At 32.5% G+C, this 22,877-nt stretch carries 17 protein-coding genes and 1 riboswitch; of the genes, 16 read left to right on the top strand and 1 reads right to left on the bottom strand.

What is annotated here, in order from left to right; genetic code table 11:
- The first annotated feature begins 20 nt into the window (after nucleotides 1-20).
- Nucleotides 21-1,313, top strand: a complete 1,293-nt coding sequence (locus FYJ71_RS09205; protein WP_195836933.1) for a ComEC/Rec2 family competence protein — start codon at nucleotides 21-23, stop codon at nucleotides 1,311-1,313.
- 43 nt (nucleotides 1,314-1,356) lie between these two features.
- Nucleotides 1,357-2,394, top strand: a complete 1,038-nt coding sequence (gene holA, locus FYJ71_RS09200; RefSeq protein ID WP_154538576.1) for a DNA polymerase III subunit delta — start codon at nucleotides 1,357-1,359, stop codon at nucleotides 2,392-2,394.
- A gap of 252 nt (nucleotides 2,395-2,646) precedes the next feature.
- Here the strand turns inward: holA and rpsT are convergent, their stop codons facing one another.
- Nucleotides 2,647-2,913 (bottom strand): 30S ribosomal protein S20, encoded by a 267-nt coding sequence (gene rpsT / locus FYJ71_RS09195; protein WP_154538575.1) that lies wholly within the window; start codon nucleotides 2,911-2,913, stop codon nucleotides 2,647-2,649.
- Nucleotides 2,914-3,144: 231 nt separating this feature from the next.
- Here rpsT and lepA point away from each other — a divergent pair, with 231 nt between their 5' ends.
- The 14 genes from lepA (at nucleotide 3,145) to FYJ71_RS09125 (ending at nucleotide 22,852) form a co-directional block, all read left to right on the top strand.
- On the top strand, nucleotides 3,145-4,950 hold the full coding sequence (gene lepA, locus FYJ71_RS09190) for a translation elongation factor 4 (protein WP_154538574.1): 1,806 nt from the start codon (nucleotides 3,145-3,147) through the stop codon (nucleotides 4,948-4,950).
- 13 nt (nucleotides 4,951-4,963) lie between these two features.
- Nucleotides 4,964-6,238, top strand: a complete 1,275-nt coding sequence (locus FYJ71_RS09185) for a CCA tRNA nucleotidyltransferase (protein WP_154538573.1) — start codon at nucleotides 4,964-4,966, stop codon at nucleotides 6,236-6,238.
- A gap of 31 nt (nucleotides 6,239-6,269) precedes the next feature.
- The gene (locus tag FYJ71_RS09180) at nucleotides 6,270-7,130 is read left to right on the top strand and encodes a nitroreductase family protein (RefSeq protein ID WP_154538572.1); all 861 of its coding nucleotides are present in this window, start codon (nucleotides 6,270-6,272) and stop codon (nucleotides 7,128-7,130) included.
- Between the two features lie 72 nt (nucleotides 7,131-7,202).
- Complete coding sequence (gene hemW / locus FYJ71_RS09175; protein ID WP_154538571.1) at nucleotides 7,203-8,546, top strand: radical SAM family heme chaperone HemW; 1,344 nt, start codon at nucleotides 7,203-7,205, stop codon at nucleotides 8,544-8,546.
- 179 nt (nucleotides 8,547-8,725) lie between these two features.
- Nucleotides 8,726-8,824: riboswitch (glycine riboswitch) on the top strand.
- Nucleotides 8,825-8,899: 75 nt separating this feature from the next.
- On the top strand, nucleotides 8,900-9,283 hold the full coding sequence (locus FYJ71_RS09170) for a GrdX family protein (RefSeq protein WP_154538570.1): 384 nt from the start codon (nucleotides 8,900-8,902) through the stop codon (nucleotides 9,281-9,283).
- Between the two features lie 259 nt (nucleotides 9,284-9,542).
- The gene (gene trxB / locus FYJ71_RS09165; RefSeq protein WP_154538569.1) at nucleotides 9,543-10,487 is read left to right on the top strand and encodes a thioredoxin-disulfide reductase; all 945 of its coding nucleotides are present in this window, start codon (nucleotides 9,543-9,545) and stop codon (nucleotides 10,485-10,487) included.
- A gap of 194 nt (nucleotides 10,488-10,681) precedes the next feature.
- The gene (trxA, locus tag FYJ71_RS09160) at nucleotides 10,682-10,999 is read left to right on the top strand and encodes a thioredoxin TrxA (RefSeq protein WP_091993625.1); all 318 of its coding nucleotides are present in this window, start codon (nucleotides 10,682-10,684) and stop codon (nucleotides 10,997-10,999) included.
- A gap of 175 nt (nucleotides 11,000-11,174) precedes the next feature.
- Nucleotides 11,175-12,461 (top strand): glycine/sarcosine/betaine reductase component B subunit, encoded by a 1,287-nt coding sequence (locus FYJ71_RS09155; protein WP_154538568.1) that lies wholly within the window; start codon nucleotides 11,175-11,177, stop codon nucleotides 12,459-12,461.
- Nucleotides 12,462-12,592: 131 nt separating this feature from the next.
- Nucleotides 12,593-13,069 (top strand): glycine/sarcosine/betaine reductase complex selenoprotein A, encoded by a 477-nt coding sequence (grdA, locus tag FYJ71_RS09150; protein ID WP_154538567.1) that lies wholly within the window; start codon nucleotides 12,593-12,595, stop codon nucleotides 13,067-13,069.
- 21 nt (nucleotides 13,070-13,090) lie between these two features.
- A complete protein-coding gene (gene grdB, locus FYJ71_RS09145; protein WP_154538566.1) occupies nucleotides 13,091-14,401 on the top strand; it encodes a glycine reductase complex selenoprotein B in 1,311 nt (436 codons plus the stop codon).
- A gap of 94 nt (nucleotides 14,402-14,495) precedes the next feature.
- The gene (gene grdC / locus FYJ71_RS09140) at nucleotides 14,496-16,031 is read left to right on the top strand and encodes a glycine/sarcosine/betaine reductase complex component C subunit beta (protein ID WP_154538565.1); all 1,536 of its coding nucleotides are present in this window, start codon (nucleotides 14,496-14,498) and stop codon (nucleotides 16,029-16,031) included.
- 12 nt (nucleotides 16,032-16,043) lie between these two features.
- The gene (grdD, locus tag FYJ71_RS09135; protein ID WP_154538564.1) at nucleotides 16,044-17,186 is read left to right on the top strand and encodes a glycine/sarcosine/betaine reductase complex component C subunit alpha; all 1,143 of its coding nucleotides are present in this window, start codon (nucleotides 16,044-16,046) and stop codon (nucleotides 17,184-17,186) included.
- A gap of 394 nt (nucleotides 17,187-17,580) precedes the next feature.
- Nucleotides 17,581-21,867, top strand: coding sequence for a cell wall-binding repeat-containing protein (locus FYJ71_RS09130; RefSeq protein WP_154538563.1), 4,287 nt, complete (start codon nucleotides 17,581-17,583; stop codon nucleotides 21,865-21,867).
- Nucleotides 21,868-22,108: 241 nt separating this feature from the next.
- A complete protein-coding gene (locus FYJ71_RS09125) occupies nucleotides 22,109-22,852 on the top strand; it encodes a LytR/AlgR family response regulator transcription factor (RefSeq protein ID WP_154538562.1) in 744 nt (247 codons plus the stop codon).
- The last annotated feature ends 25 nt before the right edge of the window (nucleotides 22,853-22,877 follow it).

The following is a 22,877-nucleotide window of genomic DNA, read 5'->3' as shown; positions in this document are numbered from 1 at the left end:
GATTTGTAAGGAGATTTATGATGAGAAGACCAGGGCTTTTAATATTAATCTTGACTGTTTTTATAGTATTCTATGCTAAAGAAAATAAAGGTGTAAATGATTCTATACAAAATGGAGATTCGGTGATTTGCGGCGTTATAACCAATAAAAAATACAAAAAAAGCACAATTGAATACATTATGAGAGATTCATTAATTTCCGTAAAAAAATATGATTGGGAATCAAAACAAAAAAGTGGAATATTGGATTTAAATATTGGTGACAGAGTTGTTTTTTTGGGTGAAAATGAAGACCTCGATAATATGAATATTAAGGGCTTTGATTATGGAATGTATTTGAAAAGCGTTGGGATAAATAGATATCTTATGGCGAAAAATTTCAAGTTGGTAGGACAATCATATATATTGAGCAAGATTTCCATAGCGAAGGATTACATTATCAAAACAAATAAATTTTTGTACAAGAATCTATCTGGTATAGTAAATGCACTAGTGGTAGGCAGAATTGAAAGTGTCGATGAAGAAATTCAATATATTTTTAAGGATTCTGGGACAAGTCATATCATGGCTATATCGGGGTTACATATAGGACTTATCGCAAATATGATTGTGCTTTTGCTGGGGAAAATAAGCAATTTGAAAAGGATAATTGCCATTTTTATAATAATAATGGTATATAGTTTGATGGTTGGTGGTGGTAGTTCAATTTACAGGGCAATATCAATGATGGCAGTATTATATGCTTCTTTTTTCCTTGATAGAGATTTTGATATTGAAAATGTAGTATATGTACTTTCGAGTATATTTATAATAATGAATCCTAATGTAATATACAATGCATCATTTTTATTGAGCTTTGGTACAGTGTTGTCAATAAGAATTTTTACCAGATATTTAAAGTTATTACTTTGCTTTAATTCTGTATGTATTTCAATTGCCGCAAACATATTAACTGCACCAATAATACTATTTTTTTATGGAGAGGTTTCAACTGTATCAATCTTTGGAAATATAGTTGCAATACCATTTGTCATAATTATTTTAGTGTTAGATTTCCTGTCGATAATTTTTTTTAACGCTTCGTTTACTATATCGATGGCTATTTCTCAGGTGAATGTGCATATTTTGGATACTCTGATTTATGTACTAAAAATGATTGGAGATTATGGAGTCAACAACATTGTAATTAAAAAGATGGGTATGGGAGCAATGATATCATATTTTTTTGTTGTTATATTGATAGATATATCTTTAGAGAAATATTTTATTCTTAGAAACAAATTTGATATAGTTGATAAAAAAAATTTTGAATGATAGAATATTATAACAGAGGAAAATATGTTAAAAGGAGTTTATTATGGAGAGGAAGGAATTGATTTATTCTCTTGAAAATAGGAATTACAAAAATCTATACTTGATTTATGGAAAAGATTTTTATTTAATAGAGGAAATTGAGAATATTATCAAGGGTATAGTCGATGAAAATCTTGCAGACTTCAATTTGTCGATAATTGATGGTAAGGAATTTGATATAGAAAATATTCTGACAAGTGTTGAAACGCTCCCTTTTATGTCGGAATACAGAGTTATTGTAGTAAGAGATGCAGAAATATTTAAATCAAAAAAAGGGTTTTCTAAGGATGATGAAGATATTTTAACTAAGATGTTGAGCAATATTCCAAAAACTACTATTTTGTTGTTTACAGTATATGGCGATATAGATAAGAGAAAGAGCATATCAAAAGTATTTGAAAAAAATGGAGTAGTTTGTGATGTAAAAAAATTAGATGATGTTTCGCTATTGAGTTGGTGCAAAAATGAATTTTCTAAGAGAGAGGTTGAAATATCAAACTCAGATCTGGCCTATTTCATAGAAATAAGTGGATACAGAGATAAGAATTCTGAAAATACTTTATCGGATTTAAAAAATGAAATAGGTAAACTGACCTCGTATGCCTTAGACACTAAGGAAATAAATAAAGCTTCTATAAATTTATTGATTAACGACAAGGTCGAAAATGATATTTTTCTGCTTATAGATATGATATCCAGCAAAAATTCTAAAAGAGCAATGTCTGTCTTAGATGATATGATCGATAGTGGGGAATCAATGTTGTCGATATTGGCAATGCTGTCAAGGCAATTCAATCAAATATTACAGATAAAGAGTCTTGTTGAAAAAAAGATGCCAGTTACTGTAATAAGTGAAAATTTGAAAATTAATAAGTATGTTTTAAATAAACTGGTAAGATATGCCAGTAATTTTGACAATGATACAATTTTTAACATATTAAACTATTTATCTGAAAGTGACTATAAAATCAAAACAGGACTAATGGATGATAAGTTGGTATCTGAGATTTTTATATTGAAATATTGTTCGTCAGCTAGTTAATTGGAATAAATTCACCGCAAGTGATATTACTTTCGGTGAATTTTTTTAAAGTGCGAATTTTTGTTTTCATAGGTTTTCATAGATACTAGCTTTATTATAAAAAAATACCGTAGGCATATCAACCTACGGCAAAAAGGACATACGAGTCAGTCCTTTTGGTTATCTAGTATTTTCAAACGTTTGACACAAGATAAAATCTATCCGTTGCCTTTAAAGAGTAATACCCGTCGATATAACTCTATCATTCGTTCATTAAGCGTTTATTGAGTTCAATCTGTTTGCAAGCTTAGAAACCTTTCTGTCAGCAGCATTCTTATGGATAGTACCCTTTGATGCAACCTGGTATATCTTCTTCTGTGCTAACTGGAATTTTGCTAATGCTTCTTCCTTATTTCCTGCTTCTACAGCTTCGTCAAATCTTCTAATCGCAGTTTTTATTTGAGATTTTCTAACTCTATTAAGAGCAGTTTTCTTTTCAATAACACTGATTCTTTTTTTAGCAGACTTAATATTTGCCATCTATTTCACCTCCTCAAATCATATTTATTCATAATCAACATACACCATTTTAACAGAAATATGTGTAAAAATCAAGGTAAAAAAGTTAATTTTATAAAAAATTTAAAATTTTGTTCAAGCATTATTTACTGTACATGATTTTTAAAGTAAAATATATAATGATGAATTTTGCAATAAATGAAGTTGTTGATATAAAAGTACGATTTGATTACTCGAAAAGGAGGGGTATTATTGGCTAATAGACAAGATAAAACAAGAAATTTTAGCATTATTGCTCATATAGATCATGGTAAATCCACTTTGGCTGATAGATTGATTCAGAATACAGGGTTGGTTGCTGAAAGAGATATGAAATCTCAGTTGTTGGATAATATGGATTTGGAGCGTGAGAGAGGAATAACAATAAAACTACAGAATGTAAGGTTGAAATACAAGGCAAAGGACGGAGAAGAATATAGTCTTAATCTGATTGATACTCCGGGACATGTAGACTTTAATTACGAGGTTTCTAGGAGCTTGGCTGCCTGTGAAGGTGCGTTGTTGGTCGTTGATGCAGCACAAGGAGTAGAGGCTCAGACACTTGCTAATGTATATTTGGCATTGGAGCAAGATTTGGAAATTCTTCCAGTTATCAATAAAATTGATCTTCCGAGTGCTAGACCTGAATATGTAAAAACTGAAATAGAAGATTTAATTGGTCTTGATTGTAGTGAAGCTCCGATGATTTCTGCAAAAAACAATATAAATATAGAAGATGTTTTGGAATCTATCGTGAATCATGTACCGGCACCAAAAGGTGATCCTGATGCACCATTGAAGGCATTAATATTCGATTCATATTATGATGCATATAAGGGCGTTGTTGCCTACGTAAGAGTTTTTGAGGGAACTGTCAAAAAAGGCATGACGATAGAAATGATGAACAGTAAGAAGAAGTTCGAAGTTACTGAGGTAGGCGTAATGGCACCAAATGTAACAGAGCTTCCTGACTTAACTGCTGGTGATGTTGGATATATAGCAGCGAGCATCAAAGATATCAGAAGCTGTAGAGTTGGCGATACGATAACAGATGCAAACAACAGGACTGCTGAGGCTCTTCCTGGATATAAAAAGGCAACTCCGATGGTTTACTGTGGAGTTTATCCAGGTGAGGGAGAAAAATATGAAAACGTAAGAGATGCATTAGAAAAATTGCAGATTAATGACGCTGCATTGGAGTTTGAATCAGAATCATCTGCTGCTTTGGGCTTTGGTTTTAGATGTGGATTTTTGGGTCTTTTGCATATGGAAATCATTCAAGAGCGACTGGAAAGAGAGTTTGATTTAAATATTATTACTACTGCACCTTCTGTTATATATAGAGTAACGAAGAATGATGGTGAGGTAATAATGATACAAAATCCGGCGAATTTACCTCCAGTCACAGAAATAAGAACGATTGAAGAACCGATCGTAAAAAGTGATATTATAGTTCCAAAGGACTATGTAGGAGTAGTTATGGAATTGTGTCAGGAAAGACGTGGTACAATGCTTGATATGGAATATATTGACGACAAGAGAGTGATGCTACACTACGACCTTCCATTAAATGAGGTTATTTATGACTTCTTCGATGCACTTAAATCCAGAACAAGAGGGTATGGTTCCATTGATTATGAAGTAAAGGGATATGCCGTTTCGACTCTTGTAAAAATGGATATACTTATAAACAAGGAGCAGGTGGATGCATTGAGCTTTATAATTCACGAGAGCAGAGCATTTGTAAGAGGAAAAGCAATGTGTGAAAAGCTTAAAAATGAAATTCCTAGACACCAGTTTCCTGTGCCTATTCAAGCTGCTGTGGGAAATAAAATAATCGCCAGAGAAACAGTGGCTGCATATAGGAAAGACGTGCTTGCAAAATGCTATGGTGGTGATATTTCCAGAAAGAGAAAACTTCTAGAAAAACAAAAAGAAGGTAAAAAGAGAATGAGACAGATAGGAAATGTCGAAGTACCTCAGAAAGCATTTATGTCAGTATTAAAGTTAGACGATTAGAGTAGGTGATTCTTTGCAGATAAAAATTGAAAAGGGCGCTCAGTATATTATAGATGCCCTTTACGACAAAGGGTTTGAAGCATATATTGTAGGAGGCTGTGTCAGAGATTCACTGATGGGAAAAATGCCTAAAGATTGGGATATTGCAACAAATGCACTTCCGAACGAGGTTCAGAGTATTTTTGATAAAGCAATCCCGACTGGAATAAAGCATGGCACAGTGACCGTTGTCCATGATAATATGAATTATGAAGTGACTACTTACAGAGTAGATGGGGAGTATCTAGATATGAGACGCCCCAAAGAAGTCAGCTTCAGTAAAAACATCATAGAAGATTTGTCGAGACGTGATTTTACAATTAATGCAATGGCATATAATGATAGAGCTGGCTTGATAGATGAATTTGGCGGCATTAAGGATATTTCAAATAAGACGATAAAATGTGTTGGCGATTCTAACAAAAGATTTAATGAAGACGCCCTTAGGATAATAAGGGCAGTCAGATTTTCATCAAAGCTTGGATTTGATATAGACGAAGAAACTCTCAGTTCTATGAAAAATAATTCAAATAATATTGAACAGATTTCTTTTGAAAGGATAAATTATGAAATAGAAGAAATTATACATAGTGATGCATCGTTTTTGAATATATTTTATGTTTTGGGCATAACCGATTATATATTCGGTAGTAATAAGATGGTCTTTGAAAACTATAATTTTGATAAATCAGTAATTGGTGACAATTTTTATGAACCTGAATATGAAATGGCTTTGAAAAGAGCTATGCTTTATGAAGGCGTTAAAGAAAATCAAGTTCTAAGCTCTATGAAAAGGCTTAAATACTCTAATAAGGAAATCCTGAGTACAGTGGGAATACACAAGGTACTAAGTGGAAAATATGATGTTATTGATGATTTGTCCAATAACGTTTCAAATGATGAGAAAAACTTACTGAAGGATGAAAAAAATTTGCTAAAAATCGAGATAAAAAACATATTAAGGAATGTTTCCGATATTAAGTTGGCAAAATTTGCGATTTATTCAAAATTTATGAAAAAAAAATCAAATCCATGTGTATGTTTTTCTGTATTTGATGATATAATAGAAAAAGGGGAATGCTTTAGTATTTCCCAATTAGACATAAATGGTAGGATTCTTATTGAAAATGGTTTCAAAAATGGGATAACGATTGGAATAATTCTTAATAGACTATTGGATTATGTGATAGAAAATCCAGAATTCAATAGTAGAGATAAACTTGTTTTGTTATCAAAAAATATAATATAAGTATAATTAGTGTTTTAATGGAGGTAAAATTATGGATTTTAAATCATTAATAATGAATGGTAGATCAGTGAGAAATTACAAGGATACACCAGTTGATGCAAAAAAACTTACTGAGCTTGAACAATATGTTTCTGAATGTAAAAAATTAGATGATTCAATCGAAGTGGAAACTAGATTTTTTGCAGGAGATGATACATATAAGAGATTATACGGTATAGCGGGATATAAGGGTGTTATGATTGAGGCACCAAATTATCTTGTATTACTATCAGAAGACAAGCCACACCATCTTGAAAATGCAGGCTATGTTGGTGAAAGAGCAATACTAAAGGCTAGAGATTTAGGAATAGATAGCTGTTGGATTTCATACTCTGATAGAAACGCCGTAAAGAATACATTGGGTATAGATACCGACAAAGAGGTAGTTGCATTGATTGCACTTGGATATGCTTCAAGTGAAAAGAAAATTGAAGGTGCTGGAAAGACAGGAGACAATTATTCACAGTCGAATTTATCTGTTTCTAAGGGTAGCTCAGATAGAATTGCCTTAGAGGAGATGGTATTCATTGATAAATGGGGAAATTCAGCTACTGCTGAGGTTTTAGAAGAAAGAGCATTATTAGACGCATTTTCATATTCAAGAATGGCACCGTCATCTCTAAATAAGCAACCATGGAGATTTATAGTTGATGGTGGAAAGGTTGTTTTGGCTATAAACAATGAGAACTATAGTGGAAGCTATGCTAATAAAATAGATGCTGGTATTATTATGTTGTATTTTGGTGTAATACTAGATGTAACAATGTTTGATTCAAAGTGGGGATTTGATGAAATGGAGAAAGATTATGGTATTCCACAGAATTATAAGGTTGTTGGATATTGTAACATATAAGTTTCACGAAATAATTTATACTGAAAGGACTATTGAATTCTCAATGGTCCTTAAATATTTGAAAGGGATAATATGGGAAGAGGATTATATATACATATTCCGTTTTGTAAGAAAAAATGTAATTATTGTGATTTTGTATCATTTACAACCATTGAAATGATCGATGAATATTTAGATCTTTTAAGTAGGGAAATAGAGATATTTAAAGAACTATATAAATATAACGATATTAAGACAGATGGCGAATTTATGCCACAAATAGACGATATTGATACAATTTTTATTGGCGGTGGAACACCTTCGATTTTATCATCGAAACAGCTTGAAAAACTTTTTTCTATACTGAGAAATAACTTCAATATTGACGATGTGGTCGAGTTTACAGTTGAATGTAATCCTGGAACTGTAGATTTGGAAAAATTAAAGGTAATGTTCAATAATGGGGTCAATAGATTGAGCTTTGGACTGCAGGCAAAACAGAGTGAGCATTTGACTTTAATGGGAAGAATCCACACGTCAGAAGAGTTTGAAAATAGTTATAGACTAGCAAGAAAAGTTGGATTTAACAATATCAATGTCGATGTTATTTTTGCTTTTCATGGACAAACAAAAGATGATTTAGTGGATACGTTAGATTTTGTATTTGATTTAGGACCGGAACACATATCATTGTATTCTTTAATCATAGAGGAAAATACTCGGTTTAATACGTATTTGGAGAAGGGGATTATAGATGAATTTGATGAGAGTGAATTTATTGAAATGTATAGGTTGTCTGTGGATAGAATGAAAAAAAATGGATACAGGCAGTACGAAATATCAAATTACTATAGAGAGGGTATTGATTTTTTCGATAAAAAAGTCAATGAGAAAAATATAAGTAATGTTATGAAGAATAAAACTAGTGAAAACGAAATTAATCAAAATAATAGTAATGAAAATGAGATTAGTGAAAATAAGACTAGTGAAAATGAGAATATTAAAAAGAAAATACTAATTGATAAAATATTTGACTATTCGTGCAAACACAACATCAAATATTGGAAACAAGAGGAGTATTTTGGATTTGGAATAAGTGCTTCTGGTTACTTAAACTCAAGGCGTTATACGAATGTGTCGAGTTACAGAGAATATAAAGCTTCTATAGATAATGGTAGACTTCCAGTCGAATTTGAAGAAAAAATTTCATATATAGACAGCTACAATGAGAGCTTGATGTTGGGGCTTAGAATGAATGACGGTGTAAATATGACAATTTTTGAGTCAATCAATGATTTAGAAAATAGAGATAGAATACTTTGTATTTTAGAAAAACTGGTTGATGATGGATATGCGAGCGTTGAGGAAGGAAGATTGAAGCTAAGCCAGTTTGGTAGAGAAATTGCCAATTCAATAATAGTTTCTCTAATGATGTAAGTATTCAAATTGAGGCATTTTTATGCAAAATTTATACTATTGATGTAGCTATTTTTCACTATAGAAAAAATCAATCTAATAATATTTTTTTTTTAACAAAAATATCTTGATTTTAGATATAGACATAATGTATAATGAGTTTAAAGCAATATAAATAATATCAATATCATTATTTACGGATGATAATTCTATGAGAGAGCGAAAGCCACCGAAGGGACAAGTACCAAGTCAGTCAAAATTGGTATGAATTTTTCAGGTAAAAGGAGTAGAATTGGACGTATCTCTGAAAGATTTTGACAGGGGGGATAAGGCGACAACTTTATCTCCCTTTTTTATATGTGAAAGGAAAATAAATGATATTAGTAACTAATAATGAAAAATTTATAGAAGAAAAGAATTACTTGGAATCAAAAAAAATAGATTTTCGTTTTGTTGAAACTGACTATTTAGGCGTTCTTGAGCATTGTAGAGATATGATTCACGAAGGGTATGAAATGTTGACTCATCCATTGTATGGAAGTGTTAAACCGAATGAGACAATATATAGAAGTATAGTCTTGAAAAAAAATGACAAGCTGCATATCAATTCTTTGACACTGATTGAAGAGGCGATTGAAACTGCGAAGAAATTCAAAAAAAATAAACAAACTCCTTTGTGGATTGATAGTGTTAAGGAAGATTTTAGAGTGATTGATCATGATTTGATGTCAAAGACTATCGATAGAATCGTGTTTTAATATGCTTTAAAAAAACGTTTCACATGAATTGAAAATGTCCATATTTAAGTGGCATAAGTATTGATTTTAACTATGAATACAATTAAAATAACCAAAAAATTGACATAAATAACTTTGGTTATATACGAATAATTATGTTTATAATACAGTAAAATTAGCTGTGTTGAAATAATATTAAATTTCATTAAATTAATTGGTATAACAATCATTAAAGTTGGATGTTGTACGAAAATATTAGTTTATTACATGGAGGTATGAAATGGAAAACGTATATGATTTATTAATCATAGGTGGTGGACCTGCTGGTTTATCTGCTGGGCTTTATGGTGCTAGAGGAAAATTGAAAACTATTATTCTTGAAAAACAGAAGAATGGTGGACAGATCGTAATTACTCATCAGGTAGATAACTATCCTGGTTCAATAGAAAATGCTACTGGACCATCGTTAACAGCTAGAATGGTTGAACAAGCTAAATCTTTCGGATGTGAAATCGAGAGAGGAGATGTTGTTGAATTTGATTTTAGTGGAGATATAAAAATAGTTAAGACTGCTGAAAAAGAGTATCAGGCAAAGGCAGTAGTTATAGCTACTGGTGCAAATCCAAGAAAGATGGGTTGTCCTGGTGAAGCCGAACTTACAGGAAAAGGTGTATCTTACTGTGCTACTTGTGATGCTGACTTCTTTGAAGATTTCGAAGTATTCGTAATCGGAGGTGGAGATAGTGCTATAGAGGAGGCTATGTACCTTACTAAGTTTGCAAGAAGAGTAACAATAGTTCACAGAAGACAGGGATTCAGATGTGCTCCTACTGCAATTGATAAAGCTAGATCTAATCCAAAAATCGAGTTCTTGCTAGACACAGTTGTAGAAGAAGTTAAGGGAGATGGATTACTAGAATCTATCGTTTTCAAAAATAAAGTAACTGGTGAAATCACTGAGTATTTTGCCGATGAAGAAGATGGAACATTTGGATGCTTTGTATTTATAGGCTATGTGCCTCAGACTGAAATGTTCAAGGATGTTATTGAATGTGATGAAACTGGATACTTTATAGCAAGTGATGATACAATTACTAAGATTCCAGGCGTTTTCGTTGCTGGTGACTGTAGAAAGAAAGAAGTTAGACAGGTTGTTACTGCTACAAGTGATGGTGCCGTAGCAGCAGTTATGGCTGAAAGATACATAGCGAGCAAATTTGAATAACAATTAAGGCAATTCGAATATAAGTTAAATATAAATAAGTTAAGAAAAAACAAAAAGATAAGTTAAAAAAGAATAAGTTAAAATAAGTATATAAAATTTTTATATAAAGTTAGTTAGTGACAGAATAGAGTTAGTTTTTAAGAAAAAGAGTCGTGGTTTTCGACTCAGAGTTGATTATTAGTGGAGGTAAAAAAATGATAGAACTTACTAAAGATAATTTTGATTCAGAAGTTTTGGAAGGTGAAGGATATGTGTTTGTTGATTTCTGGAGTCAGGGATGCGAACCTTGTAAAGCACTAATGCCAGATGTTCATAAATTGGCTGAACAATATGGTGACAAGATAAAATTCTGTTCAATGGACATTACAAAAGCTAGAAGACTTGCAATTAAGCAAAAAGTACTTGGTCTACCAACAATGACAATGTATAAGGGTGGAGAAAAAGTAGATGAAATAACTAAAGATGATGCAAATATTGCAAACATCGAAGCAATGATTAAAAAGTTCTATTAAGAACTGTTAGGAACGTTATCCACTTATTAAATAGGCAATGCATCTGTCTATTTGATCTTTACAATAGACTCGGACCAAAAGGAAACTTTTGGTCCAGGTCGAAAAAATGCGTTAAATATAGTCAAATATTTTTAAATATTAAATTATATTAAATTATTTTTATAGGAGGTAACCTATGCGTCTTGAAATAGGCAAAATCTTCATAAAAGACATCCAGTTTGCTGATGTTACGAAGATAGAAAATGGTGTTTTATTTGTAAACAAAGAAGAAATGATCAAGGAAATATGGGATGATGAACACATAGCTTCTGTTGATCTTGATATCGCTAGACCAGGTGAAAGTGTAAGAATTACACCTGTAAAAGATGTTATCGAACCAAGAGTTAAGGTAGAAGGTAACGGTGGAATATTCCCAGGCGTGCTTTCAAAAGTTGACACTGTTGGTGAAGGTAGAACTCATGTTCTAAAAGGTATGGCTGTTGTAACTACTGGTAAAATAGTAGGTTTCCAGGAAGGTATAATAGACATGACTGGTTTGGGTGCTGAATACACTCCATTCTCAAAGACAGTAAACCTTGTATTAATAGCTGAACCAAGCGAAGGTGTTAAGCAACACGATCATGAAAAATCAGTAAGATTCTTAGGTTTCAAGGCTGCAAGATATCTTGGAGAGCTAGCTAGAAACTTAGAAGCTGATGAGGTTTCAACTTATGAAACTAAGCCTTTACTAGAACAGATAGCTGAATATCCTGAACTTCCAAAGGTAGGATATGTTTATATGCTTCAGACTCAGGGATTGCTACATGATACTTATGTATACGGTGTAGATGCAAAGCAGATTGTTCCAACATTATTATATCCAACTGAAATAATGGACGGTGCTATAGTTTCTGGTAACTGTGTTTCTGCTTGTGACAAGAACCCAACTTACGTGCATTTAAACAACGGTGTAATCGAGGAATTATATGCTCAGCACGGAAAAGAAATTAACTTCCTTGGTGTAATAATCACTAACGAAAACGTATACTTGGCTGATAAGGAAAGATCTTCAAACTGGACTTCTAAGCTTTGTAAATACTTAGGATTAGATGCTGTTATAGTTTCTCAGGAAGGATTTGGTAACCCAGATACTGACTTGATCATGAACTGTAAAAAAATCGAGACAGCTGGAGTTAAGACTGTTATAGTAACAGATGAATATGCTGGTAGAGATGGTGCTTCTCAATCATTAGCAGATGCGGATGCAAAGGCAGATGCAGTTGTTACAGGTGGAAATGCTAACCAGTATGTAGTACTTCCAAAACTAGATAAGGTAATTGGACATATAGAATATGTTAACATAATAGCTGGTGGTAATGAACATTCTCTAAGAGAAGACGGATCACTAGAGGTTGAAATCCAGACTATAACTGGTGCAACTAACGAAACAGGATTCGGATACTTATCAGCAAAAACTTTCTAATTTTGCATTAAAGATTTAAAACGGTAAAAAATTTATGTAAAATCTTAACATTGAATATTGATGAAATATGAGATGTAAGTGAAATGTATTAATTACATTTGAAAAAAATATTAATGAAGGAGATAATTGTTATGACAACTTTAAGTAATAAAAAAGTTATTATAATCGGTGACAGAGACGGTATACCAGGTCCTGCTATCGAAGAATGTGTAAAAACAGTTGACGGTGTTGAAGTAGTTTTCTCTTCTACTGAATGCTTCGTCTGAACAGCTGCTGGGGCTATGGACTTAGAAAACCAGAATAGAGTAAAGGATGCTGCCGATAAATTCGGAGCTGAAAATGTAGTGGTTTTACTAGGTGCCGCAGAAGCCGAAGCTGCAGGTCTTGCAGCTGAAACAGTAACAGCAGGTGACCCAACTTTCGCTGGTCCTCTAGCAGGAGTAGGTCTTGGATTGAGCGTATTCCACGTAACTGAAGAAGAAATGAAAGAACAGTTTGATGAAGCTGTTTACGATGAACAGGTAGGAATGATGGAAATGGTTCTTGACTGTGACGAAATTGCTGAAGAAATGGCAGATATAAGAAGCGAATTCTGTAAATATTTGTAAAATCCAATGGGAGGTAAAATAATGTCAAAAATTAGAGTAGTTCATTATGTTAACCAGTTCTTTGCTGGAATAGGTGGAGAAGAAAAAGCTGACGTTGAACCAAAGATAATGGAAGCACTTCCTCCAGTGAGTGTTCAGTTACAAGGAAAACTAGGCGATGAATTTGAAATTGTTGCTACAGTAGTTTGTGGTGATGGTTACTTTAATGAAAATATAGATGAAGCAAGTGCAGAAGTATTGGGAATGGTAAAAGGATTTGATCCACAGTTATTCATTGCCGGACCAGCATTCAACGCTGGTAGATACGGTGTTGCTTGCGGTACAATAACAAGCGTTGTGAAAAATGAACTTAATATACCAGCGTTAACAGGAATGTATGTTGAAAATCCTGGTGCTGATATGTTTAAGAAAGAACTATATATAGTTGAAACTGCAAATTCTGCTGCAGGTATGAGAAAGGCTCTTCCAAAGATTGCATCTCTTGCTGCAAAGCTAGCAAAGGGTGAAGAAATCGGATCTCCTGCTGAAGAAGGATATATCGAAAAGGGTGTCAGAGTAAACTATTTTGCTGAAGAAAGAGGATCTAAGAGAGCAGTTGATATGCTAATCAAGAAGATAAAAGGCGAAGAATTCGTTACAGAATATCCAATGCCAAACTTCGATAGAGTTGATCCAAACCCAGCAATAAAAGATTTATCAAAATGCACAATAGCACTTTGTACTTCTGGTGGTATTGTTCCAAAGGGAAATCCTGACAGAATTGAATCATCAAATGCTACAAAGTATGGTGAATATGACATTACTGGTGTAAATGATTTGACAGAAGAAGGATGGGAAACTGCTCATGGTGGATATGACCCATCTTATGCAAACACTGACTCAGATAGAGTTTTACCAGTTGATGTATTGAGAGATTTAGAAAAAGAAGGAGTTATTGGAAAACTTCACAATAAATTCTATACTACAGTAGGTAATGGTACTGCGGTTGCATCATCAAAGGCTTTTGCTGCTGAATATGCTCAGAAGTTAATAGCTGATGGAGTAGACGCTGTTATCATGACTTCTACGTGAGGTACTTGTACTCGTTGCGGTGCAACGATGGTAAAAGAAATAGAAAGAGCTGGACTACCAATAGTTCACATGTGTACAGTTGTACCTATTTCATTGACTGTTGGTGCTAACAGAATAGTTCCAACAATAGCTATACCTCATCCTCTTGGAAATCCAGCATTGGATCCTGCTGAAGAAAAAGCTCTAAGAAGAAAGCTTGTAGAAAAAGCATTAAAAGCATTAACTACAGAGGTAGATGGTCAGACAGTATTTGAAGACTAATCAAAAGAAATAGCTTAATTGGTATTGGTACACGTAGGTTTTCTATGTGTACCAATATTGGTATATAAATTATTTTTAAATTGGAGGTAATACAATGTCATTCCCAGTATTCAAAGGTGCAGGATATGTTCTAGTTCATACTCCTGATATGATTGTCAGAAACGGTACGACTTGTACAGTAGAACAGGAAATTAATCCGGATTCAGAATTTTTAAAAGAAATTGGTGGTAAAATCAGAAGCTACGAAGAAGTAGTGAACTACTTACCAAATCAGGTTTATATAGGAAACCTTAGACCTGAATTTTTGGAAGATAAAAAGCTTCCATGGTGTGAAATAGAACACAAAGGTGAAAGAAAAGGTAAATTTGGACAGATAGCTCCTCAAGATGAATTTTTGGCTTTGATGCAGATTTCAGATGCTTTTGAACTTGTTAAGCTTTCAGAAGAATTTGTTTCTGCTGTAAGACCAGCATTGGAAGAAAATTATCCAGAATTACAGTCATTCTTCCACTTACTAAAGGGTAGTGATATTTCTGATGCACAGGAATTAATAAACGGGCATGTGGCTCAAGGTCTATACCATGATAATAAGTTGGTTGGATATGTGAAGAGAGCTCATGATGTAGATGTTAACTTAAATGCACATACTATGTTTGAAAACCTTGTTGTGAAGGCTTCAGGTGTTATGTCAGCTATTGAACTTGTGAGAAGCTCTGGTGTTAATCTTGAAGATATAGATTATGTGATTGAGTGCTCAGAAGAAGCTTGTGGTGATATGAATCAGAGAGGTGGAGGTAACTTCGCTAAATCTATCGCTGAAATGGTAGGCTTTGTAAATGCAACTGGTTCAGATACAAGAGGGTTCTGTGCTGGTCCAGCTCATGCATTGACAAATGCTGCGGCTTTAGTAAAAGCTGGTGTTCATAAGAACGTTGTAGTTGTTGCAGGTGGTGCTTCAGCTAAATTGGGTATGAATGCAAAAGACCATGTTAAGAAGGGCTTGCCAGTTCTTGAAGACGTAGTTGGTGGATTTGCAGTATTAGTTTCTGAAAACGATGGTGTTAACCCAATAATAAGAACTGATCTAGTTGGAAAACATACTGTTGGAACAGGATCTGCTCCACAGGCAGTTATGACAGCATTAATCACTCAGGGATTAGATAAAGCTGGATTAAAGATACCTGATGTAGACGTATTTTCAGTGGAAATGCAAAATCCTGATATTACGAAGCCAGCAGGTGCAGGTAATGTGCCAGAAGCTAACTACAAGATGATAGGGGCTCTTGCTGCAACTAGAGGTGAAATAGAAAAGAAAGAATTAAAAGATTTTATCGCAAAGCGTGGTCTTCCAGGCTGGGCTCCAACTCAGGGGCATATTCCATCTGGTGTTCCATATGTTGGTTTCTTAATCGACGATTTGACAACAGGTGATAAGAATAGAGCAATGATAGTTGGTAAGGGTAGTTTGTTCTTAGGTAGAATGACTAATCTATTTGATGGTCTTTCACTAATTGCTGAGAGAAACCCAGGTGTTGAAGAAGAAGCAGGTTCTTCAATCTCTAAGGATGAAATAAGAAAGATAATAGCAGAATCAATGAGAAATATTGCCCTAAATATGATAGAAGAATAGGGGGTAGGAAATATGTCTAACAAGTTTATATCAGATGTTCTACTTGAAGTTGCAGATGCAATTGAAAGTGGTAATTTTGGAAAGAAAATAAAAGTAGGCTTAACTACTCTTGGAAGCGAACATGGTTCTGAAAATCTTATTAATGGTGCAATACTTGCCAATAAGGGTGACTTTGAAATAGTTTTGATCGGTAAAGGTGCAGAAGGATTCACTTCTTATGAAACTGAAACAGAAGATGAAATGTACAAAGTCATGGAACAGCTATTAGATTCTAAAGAAATCGATGCTTGTGTAACAATGCACTACAATTTTCCAATAGGCGTTTCTACAGTAGGTAGAGTTGTTACTCCAGGTAGAGGTCGTGAAATGTATTTGGCTACAACTACAGGTACTTCAGCTACTGACAGAGTAGAGGCAATGGTGAGAAATGCCATTTACGGTATTGCAACTGCAAAGTCTTGTGGCATTGCAAAACCAACTGTTGGTATTCTAAATCTAGATGGTGCTAGACAGGTTGAAAAAGTATTGTTGAGCCTAAAGGAAAATGGTTATGATTTCGATTTCGCAGAATCAATGAGAGCTGATGGTGGTTCTGTGATGAGAGGAAACGACTTATTGATAGGTGTTCCAGATGTAATGGTAACAGATACATTAACTGGAAACTTATTGATGAAGGTATTCTCTTCTTTCAATACTGGTGGTGATTTTGAAGCACAAGGCTTTGGATACGGACCAGGTATTGGTGAAAACTATGATAGAAGAGTACTAATTTTATCTAGAGCAAGTGGTACTCCTGTTGTAGCAAACGCATTAAAATATGCCTTTGATATAGCTAAGGGTGAGGTTAATGTCGTTGCTAGAGAAGAATATAAGAAGGCAATATCTTGTGGCCTAGACAAGCAGTTTGCTGAACTTAAGTCTAAGAAAGCTCCTAAAGAAGCTGTTGAAGAGGTAGTTGCTCCACCAAAGGAAGTAGTTACTGAAGGTATTGCAGGAGTAGATATTCTTGATCTTGAAGACGCTGTAAAGGCTCTTTGGAAGGATGGAATATACGCAGAAAGTGGAATGGGTTGTACAGGACCGATAGTAATGATTGCCCCAGATAAGCTTGATGCAGCTATGGAATGCTTGAAGAAAAATGATTTTATTAAATAGATATAAAATTGAAATACAAAAATAAATATACAAAAAGCTAGTAATTGGACTATTGTTTGATGATAGTCTGAAATTAAAGACTTTACATTCTTTGAATTATGATTTGAATGTGAAGTCTTTTTTTGTGCGATTTTACTGAGTTTAAATCTTAATAGATAAAAGTTTTGAATCTATTTTTTTAAAAAAGCAGATCTACTAATTTTATTTTTTGTTCATTTACGACAAAATCAAGCCGTTGACGACAAATAAGCAACATGAAAAACAAATAATGATATTATGTATTAGAAGGAAAAATCCATATTTTTTAATATTATTTTCTTGATAAAGGGGGGATTTTGAGACAGCAGTTTAAAAATACAACAAAAGAATAGTGAAAAAGATTGGAGGAAATTTTGTGGGTAAAAAATGTAATTTAAAACGTTTTGTATTTTTGATTGTACTTGTACTTTCTATGTTGGCTCAATCATCATTGACTTATTTATCATATGCAGAAAATAAAAATGATGAGACAACGATAGTAAATGAAATTATCTATAATGACAATGCTGATACGAAAAGTAATACGTTGAAAAAAACGTCAAATAGCACCAATAAAGTTTCGATGGGATATGATGGAGTCATAAGTAATGAAAAACCAAATGGTACTATTGAAACAGGGAATTTTGAGTCAAATATGGTACGTAGAAGAGTTATCAGGAATACATCGAGAAGTGTAGTTGAGGGCGTTCCAGATTGGGTCTCTAAAACAATTAATCCTATTTCTGATTTGCCAAATCCAGGTGATGTAAAGGTATATGAGCCTATTATTGTAGAGGATCCTATTTTTGCAAACAGGGGATCAATAAGGCTATTGGTTTCAGCTAGAGATACTGTAAATACTTCTAAAATAGTCCTTGTAATTGACAAATCGGGGAGTATGAACGACAATAACAGACTTGCTAAAGCAAAAGAAGCTGCCAATGCATTTGTTGATAGAGTATTGAATAATAATTCGGATTCAACACAAATTGGAATAGTAAGCTTTAGTCGTGATGCAAAAGTAGAAAATTCGTTTACATCGGATAAGAATATTCTAAAGAACAAAATAAATGCTATTACTGCTAAAGATGGTACTTTCTCACAAGTTGGTCTTAGACAGGCAAGAGAAATGTTGAAAAATTCGAATTCAAATAAAAAGTATATTGTTTTACTGTCTGACGGAATACCAACTTATAGCTACGCGATAAATAATCCTGATTTATATGCTACGGAAAAAGTAAGCGGTGTAGAAGCATCTTATGGAATTTTCGAAAGATGGATAAAAAACGGATTGGCTACTAATTCAGATATTCCAGAATCTGAGTTTAAAACTGAATCGGTAGGAAATGGTAGATATATGTATGATATATTTAGAAAAAGTGGTATATTTAGTTCAGATCCTGATTTGCTATATAATCATTGTAATTCGACTATTGCGGAAGCGGATTTTGCCAAAAATGTGGATAAAATTGATAAATTATTTACAATAGGTCTTCAAACAGATGAAATTGGTAGTTCCGTTTTAAAAAAGATGGCTAGTGATAAAAATTCATTTTATGAAGTTCAAAACATAAATGATTTGACACCAGTTTTTGAATCTATAGCTAGTAAAATTGTTAAAGCGACTAATGAAGCTAGGGTTGATGTTAACTTCTCAAAGGGATTCTTGCTACCTAAAAAAATAGATGTTAACAAAATAAATAATTCTACTGGAACAGAGGTTGAAATTATTAATGGAGAGCCAAAATGGAAAATTGGAACAATATCATCACCATTAGATGAAAATAATTATCCTGGTGTAAAATTTGCATGGGTAGAATTTCCATTTACAATAGATGATAATATTTTAAAGAATAATAATCCTGAAAACGGTATTTCTCCTCTTGGTAAGGTTAGCTTGAAATATAAAGATAAAAGTGGAGTAAATAAAAATATAGATTTTCCAGAAAAAAGAATCAAACCAATTTTGTTTGTACTTAATAAAAATGTAACTGATAATGTTGGTGGTTCAGTAGCAGATAGTGATCTAAGGGAATTCTGTTTTGATATTGTCAAAAAGGCGGATAATTCTGTTGTTGAAAAAATCTACTTAAGACCAGGTGAACATAGAATATTAAATAATATAGAAAAAGGTAAGGATTATTTAGTTTATGAGTCAAAGAAGGCAAAAGTTTACGAAAATGACTTGAATGGTGCTAAGTCACTTGAATTTGATGTAGATACATATTATAGCAATTTTAGCATTACAGGAGTTGTATCTCCGATATTTTCAGATGCTCCATCTAGTGGTGTTGGTAAAGCACTTAATTTAACAGTGCCTAAAAATCAGGATGGAACTAGAATTGATCCAGTATTTAATAATACAGAAGAATCTGAAGCAAGAGCAGTTATAAGTATAAGAAAAAATATTGAAGCATCTAATAATGTAAAAAGTGGAATGTTGTCAAATGATGATTTTCCAGATAGAGTATTTAAAATAAATATAACTAGAAAAAAAGGTGTAATAAGTGGTCATGAAAATGAACATAATTGGACTCAAGAAGTTAAAGCTGGCGAAATATCGACAATTCCTCATAAAATGAGATTCACTACATACAAAGTTAGTGAAGATCTTGATTCGGCTTCCCCGTATTTGCCAAAACCTGGTGAACAAAATAAAGAAGTTACAATTTCACTTTATAAAGTGCTTGAGGGTGGATCTAAAGGTCAAGTTATTGATTTCACAAATGTTTATGTTCCTAATAGCTCTAAAATAATTACAGCTACTAAAAAATGGGTTGGAGGAAATATAAAAGACCATAAAAAAGTGAAACTTAATTTATATAGACGAGTTGTCGGACAAAATAATCCTGAATTAGTGTCCAATTTATCACCTACAATTACTCCCGATGGTGATGTAACAGGTAATAAATTTGAATACAAGTGGTCTGTACCAGCCTTTGATAGTAATGGAAAAGAGTTCATATATACGGTTAAAGAGGCGGGAACTACCAATATAGATGGTGAAGAGTTTATGGTTGTCGGCAACAATAAATACAAAGTTACTCAGGCAGACAATGTAATTACAAATACATATGTCAAACCTGAAAATATTTCGATAGAAGTTACAAAAATTTGGGAAGATGTTAAGAATAAAAATATACCAAAGCCAAATGTCAATATTACATTATATAGACATATAGTTGATGGTGATGAAGAACTTGTACCAAACGCTGATGTAAAATTAATCAATGGCGAAAATTTAAATGCTAAATGGGAAAATATTGATAAAGTAGATAATGATGGAAATCCTTATATTTTTGTTGTTAAGGAGTCATTCAAAGACAACGATATTAACAATGATAACTGGAATTTAGTTCTTCAAAAAGAAGTAAAAAACAATAAAGTTGAGTTGAGAAACACATTAAAGGAAGAAAAAGAACTTGGAAAATTAAGTTTGACTAAAAAAATAAAAAAGAATTCGTCATCAAATTCAATTGAAGGTACTAAATTTAAAATTAAAATATCGGGTCCTGTAGGATTCTTAAAAATTGTAGAACTTGCTGATGGTGAATCTATAGATTTGAATGGTCTTTATTTTGGTAGTTACAAGGTTGAAGAAGTAGACATAAAGTCATATGTTCCTTCATATAATGTCGATAAAGTTGAAACTTCAGATGGTATGTTTGTTTTATCAAAAAAAGAGAATGCAAGAAAAATAGAAGTAATCAATAATAAGAAAGAAACAAACTCAGAAATACCATCAGAACCATCTAATCCTTCTAAACCAGAATACGTTGAAAGAGTAGATGGTGATGATAGAATAGAAACTGCAATTGAAATATCAAAGAAATATTTTGGTAAAGCAAATACCGTTATAGTTGCTAGATCTGATCTGTACCCGGATTCACTTACTTCGACAGTATTATCAAAATTATTAAATTCTCCAATTTTATTAACGCCAAAAGATAAATTAGATGAGCGTGTAAGACAGGAAATACTTAGGTTGGAGGCTAAAGAAATAATAATAGTAGGGGGAACTGATTCAGTATCTAATAATGTCAAAAATGAGCTAGAAAAAATAGATAAAAATGGTGTAGAAAGAATAAGCGGATTGGATAGATATGGAACTTCAGAGCAGGTTGCTAGAAAAGTAATAAGTATTACAGGAAAGAAAAATAAGGCAGTAATAGCATCAGGCGAAGTATTTCCTGATGCACTAGCTATCAGTTCATTCGCAGCCAGAGAAGGCTACCCAATATTATTAATTAAGAAAAATAAAGTTCCGGATATGGTTCAAAATGCACTAGCTGATCTTGAAATAAGAAATACTTTTGTAGTTGGTGGATTTAACACTATTTCACAAATAACAGAAAGAAACTTACCAAATGTATATGAAAGGATCGGCGGTAAAGATCGCTACGAGACATCCATGTTAATATCAAAGAAAAAGTTTTCTAATTCTAGAAAAGCATTTATAGCATCAGGAGAAGTTTTCTCAGATGCACTTGTAATAGGTCCAGTTGCGGGTAGATATGATGCTCCGATATTATTGACATGCAGTAAATATGCCCCAAAGATTATTACAAACTATATTAAGAATTCATTAATAGAAAAACTTACTATAGTTGGTGGAAGAAAGTATATTCCTGATAATGTTGTACTAGAATTGAAAAAATATTAGTGCTTATTAGCCAATTAAAATATGAAGATTTTATTCTATTTAAGAACCTGCTTTTGTGGGTTCTTAAATAGTCTATAATATAAGTTGTAGAAAAAAATGTATAATTTATAACAATAATGACCTCAAATCAGAGCAGAGAGATAGTACTTTATTTTTTCTCAACCTAATAATTGATGAAGAATTTTTATTTTTTTTGGTATAATATTATTAGTTTTTAGATATATGCTTGAGAGGTAAAGCTATGATTAAAATTGCTATTGTAGATGACAATAAAAGTGACATTGATAAGTTAGTAGATTATTTGGTTCTAATCCAAAAAGAAGAAAACATTGAAATGGAATTATTTACATTCTCTAATGGTAAAAATTTCATTGAGTCTTCGTACGAAGATAAGTATAACATAGTGTTTATGGATATTTATTTAAATGAATTTTGTGATGAAAATAAAGATGGAATATATTACGCACGAAAATTCATAGAAAATAATGATACATCACTTATGATTTTTGTCACAACCAGTCAAGAAGATGTGTGGAGAGCTATTGAAACTCATATATGTTTTAATTATATAAGGAAAGAATATTTGGAATTTGACTCTGTAAAGAAAAATATTATTAGCGCAATTGAAAAATTGGCTAAAAAAGATGATCTTATTAGCTTTTTTTCAGGTAAAAATAAGATAAATATTAAAGCTTCAAAAATAATGTATGTGTTATCTAATGATAAATATACAAACATTTATTTTTCAAATTGTAGCAATGAGAATTATCGAATAAAATTTTCCGATATTCATGAAATTTTAAAAATATATAATAATTTTATTTTATGTAATAGAGGAATTTTGCTAAACATGAATTATGTAAAAACAATAAATAAGGATTATTTTGTAATGATTGATAATAAATTGTTTCCTATAAGACGTAGAGGACGAGCTTCTATTATTGGTGAATTTTATGATTATCAGTTTTATCTATTGAACAAATAGATGCAATAACGGTTAATATATAAGT

This window comes from Peptostreptococcus porci (assembly GCF_009695815.1).
In the GTDB taxonomy this organism is placed as follows: domain Bacteria; phylum Bacillota; class Clostridia; order Peptostreptococcales; family Peptostreptococcaceae; genus Peptostreptococcus; species Peptostreptococcus porci.
This window is presented reverse-complemented; position numbering and strand designations above follow the sequence as displayed.

Excerpts from the sequence above, each read along its gene's own strand:
- FYJ71_RS09205 (WP_195836933.1), top strand. The coding sequence starts at position 21 with ATGAGAAGACCAGGGCTTTTAATATTAATCTTGACTGTTTTTATAGTA.
- holA (WP_154538576.1), top strand. The coding sequence starts at position 1,357 with ATGGAGAGGAAGGAATTGATTTATTCTCTTGAAAATAGGAATTACAAA.
- rpsT (WP_154538575.1), bottom strand. The coding sequence starts at position 2,913 with ATGGCAAATATTAAGTCTGCTAAAAAAAGAATCAGTGTTATTGAAAAG.
- FYJ71_RS09180 (WP_154538572.1), top strand. The coding sequence starts at position 6,270 with ATGGATTTTAAATCATTAATAATGAATGGTAGATCAGTGAGAAATTAC.
- hemW (WP_154538571.1), top strand. The coding sequence starts at position 7,203 with ATGGGAAGAGGATTATATATACATATTCCGTTTTGTAAGAAAAAATGT.
- FYJ71_RS09170 (WP_154538570.1), top strand. The coding sequence starts at position 8,900 with ATGATATTAGTAACTAATAATGAAAAATTTATAGAAGAAAAGAATTAC.
- trxB (WP_154538569.1), top strand. The coding sequence starts at position 9,543 with ATGGAAAACGTATATGATTTATTAATCATAGGTGGTGGACCTGCTGGT.
- trxA (WP_091993625.1), top strand. The coding sequence starts at position 10,682 with ATGATAGAACTTACTAAAGATAATTTTGATTCAGAAGTTTTGGAAGGT.
- FYJ71_RS09155 (WP_154538568.1), top strand. The coding sequence starts at position 11,175 with ATGCGTCTTGAAATAGGCAAAATCTTCATAAAAGACATCCAGTTTGCT.
- grdC (WP_154538565.1), top strand. The coding sequence starts at position 14,496 with ATGTCATTCCCAGTATTCAAAGGTGCAGGATATGTTCTAGTTCATACT.
- grdD (WP_154538564.1), top strand. The coding sequence starts at position 16,044 with ATGTCTAACAAGTTTATATCAGATGTTCTACTTGAAGTTGCAGATGCA.
- FYJ71_RS09125 (WP_154538562.1), top strand. The coding sequence starts at position 22,109 with ATGATTAAAATTGCTATTGTAGATGACAATAAAAGTGACATTGATAAG.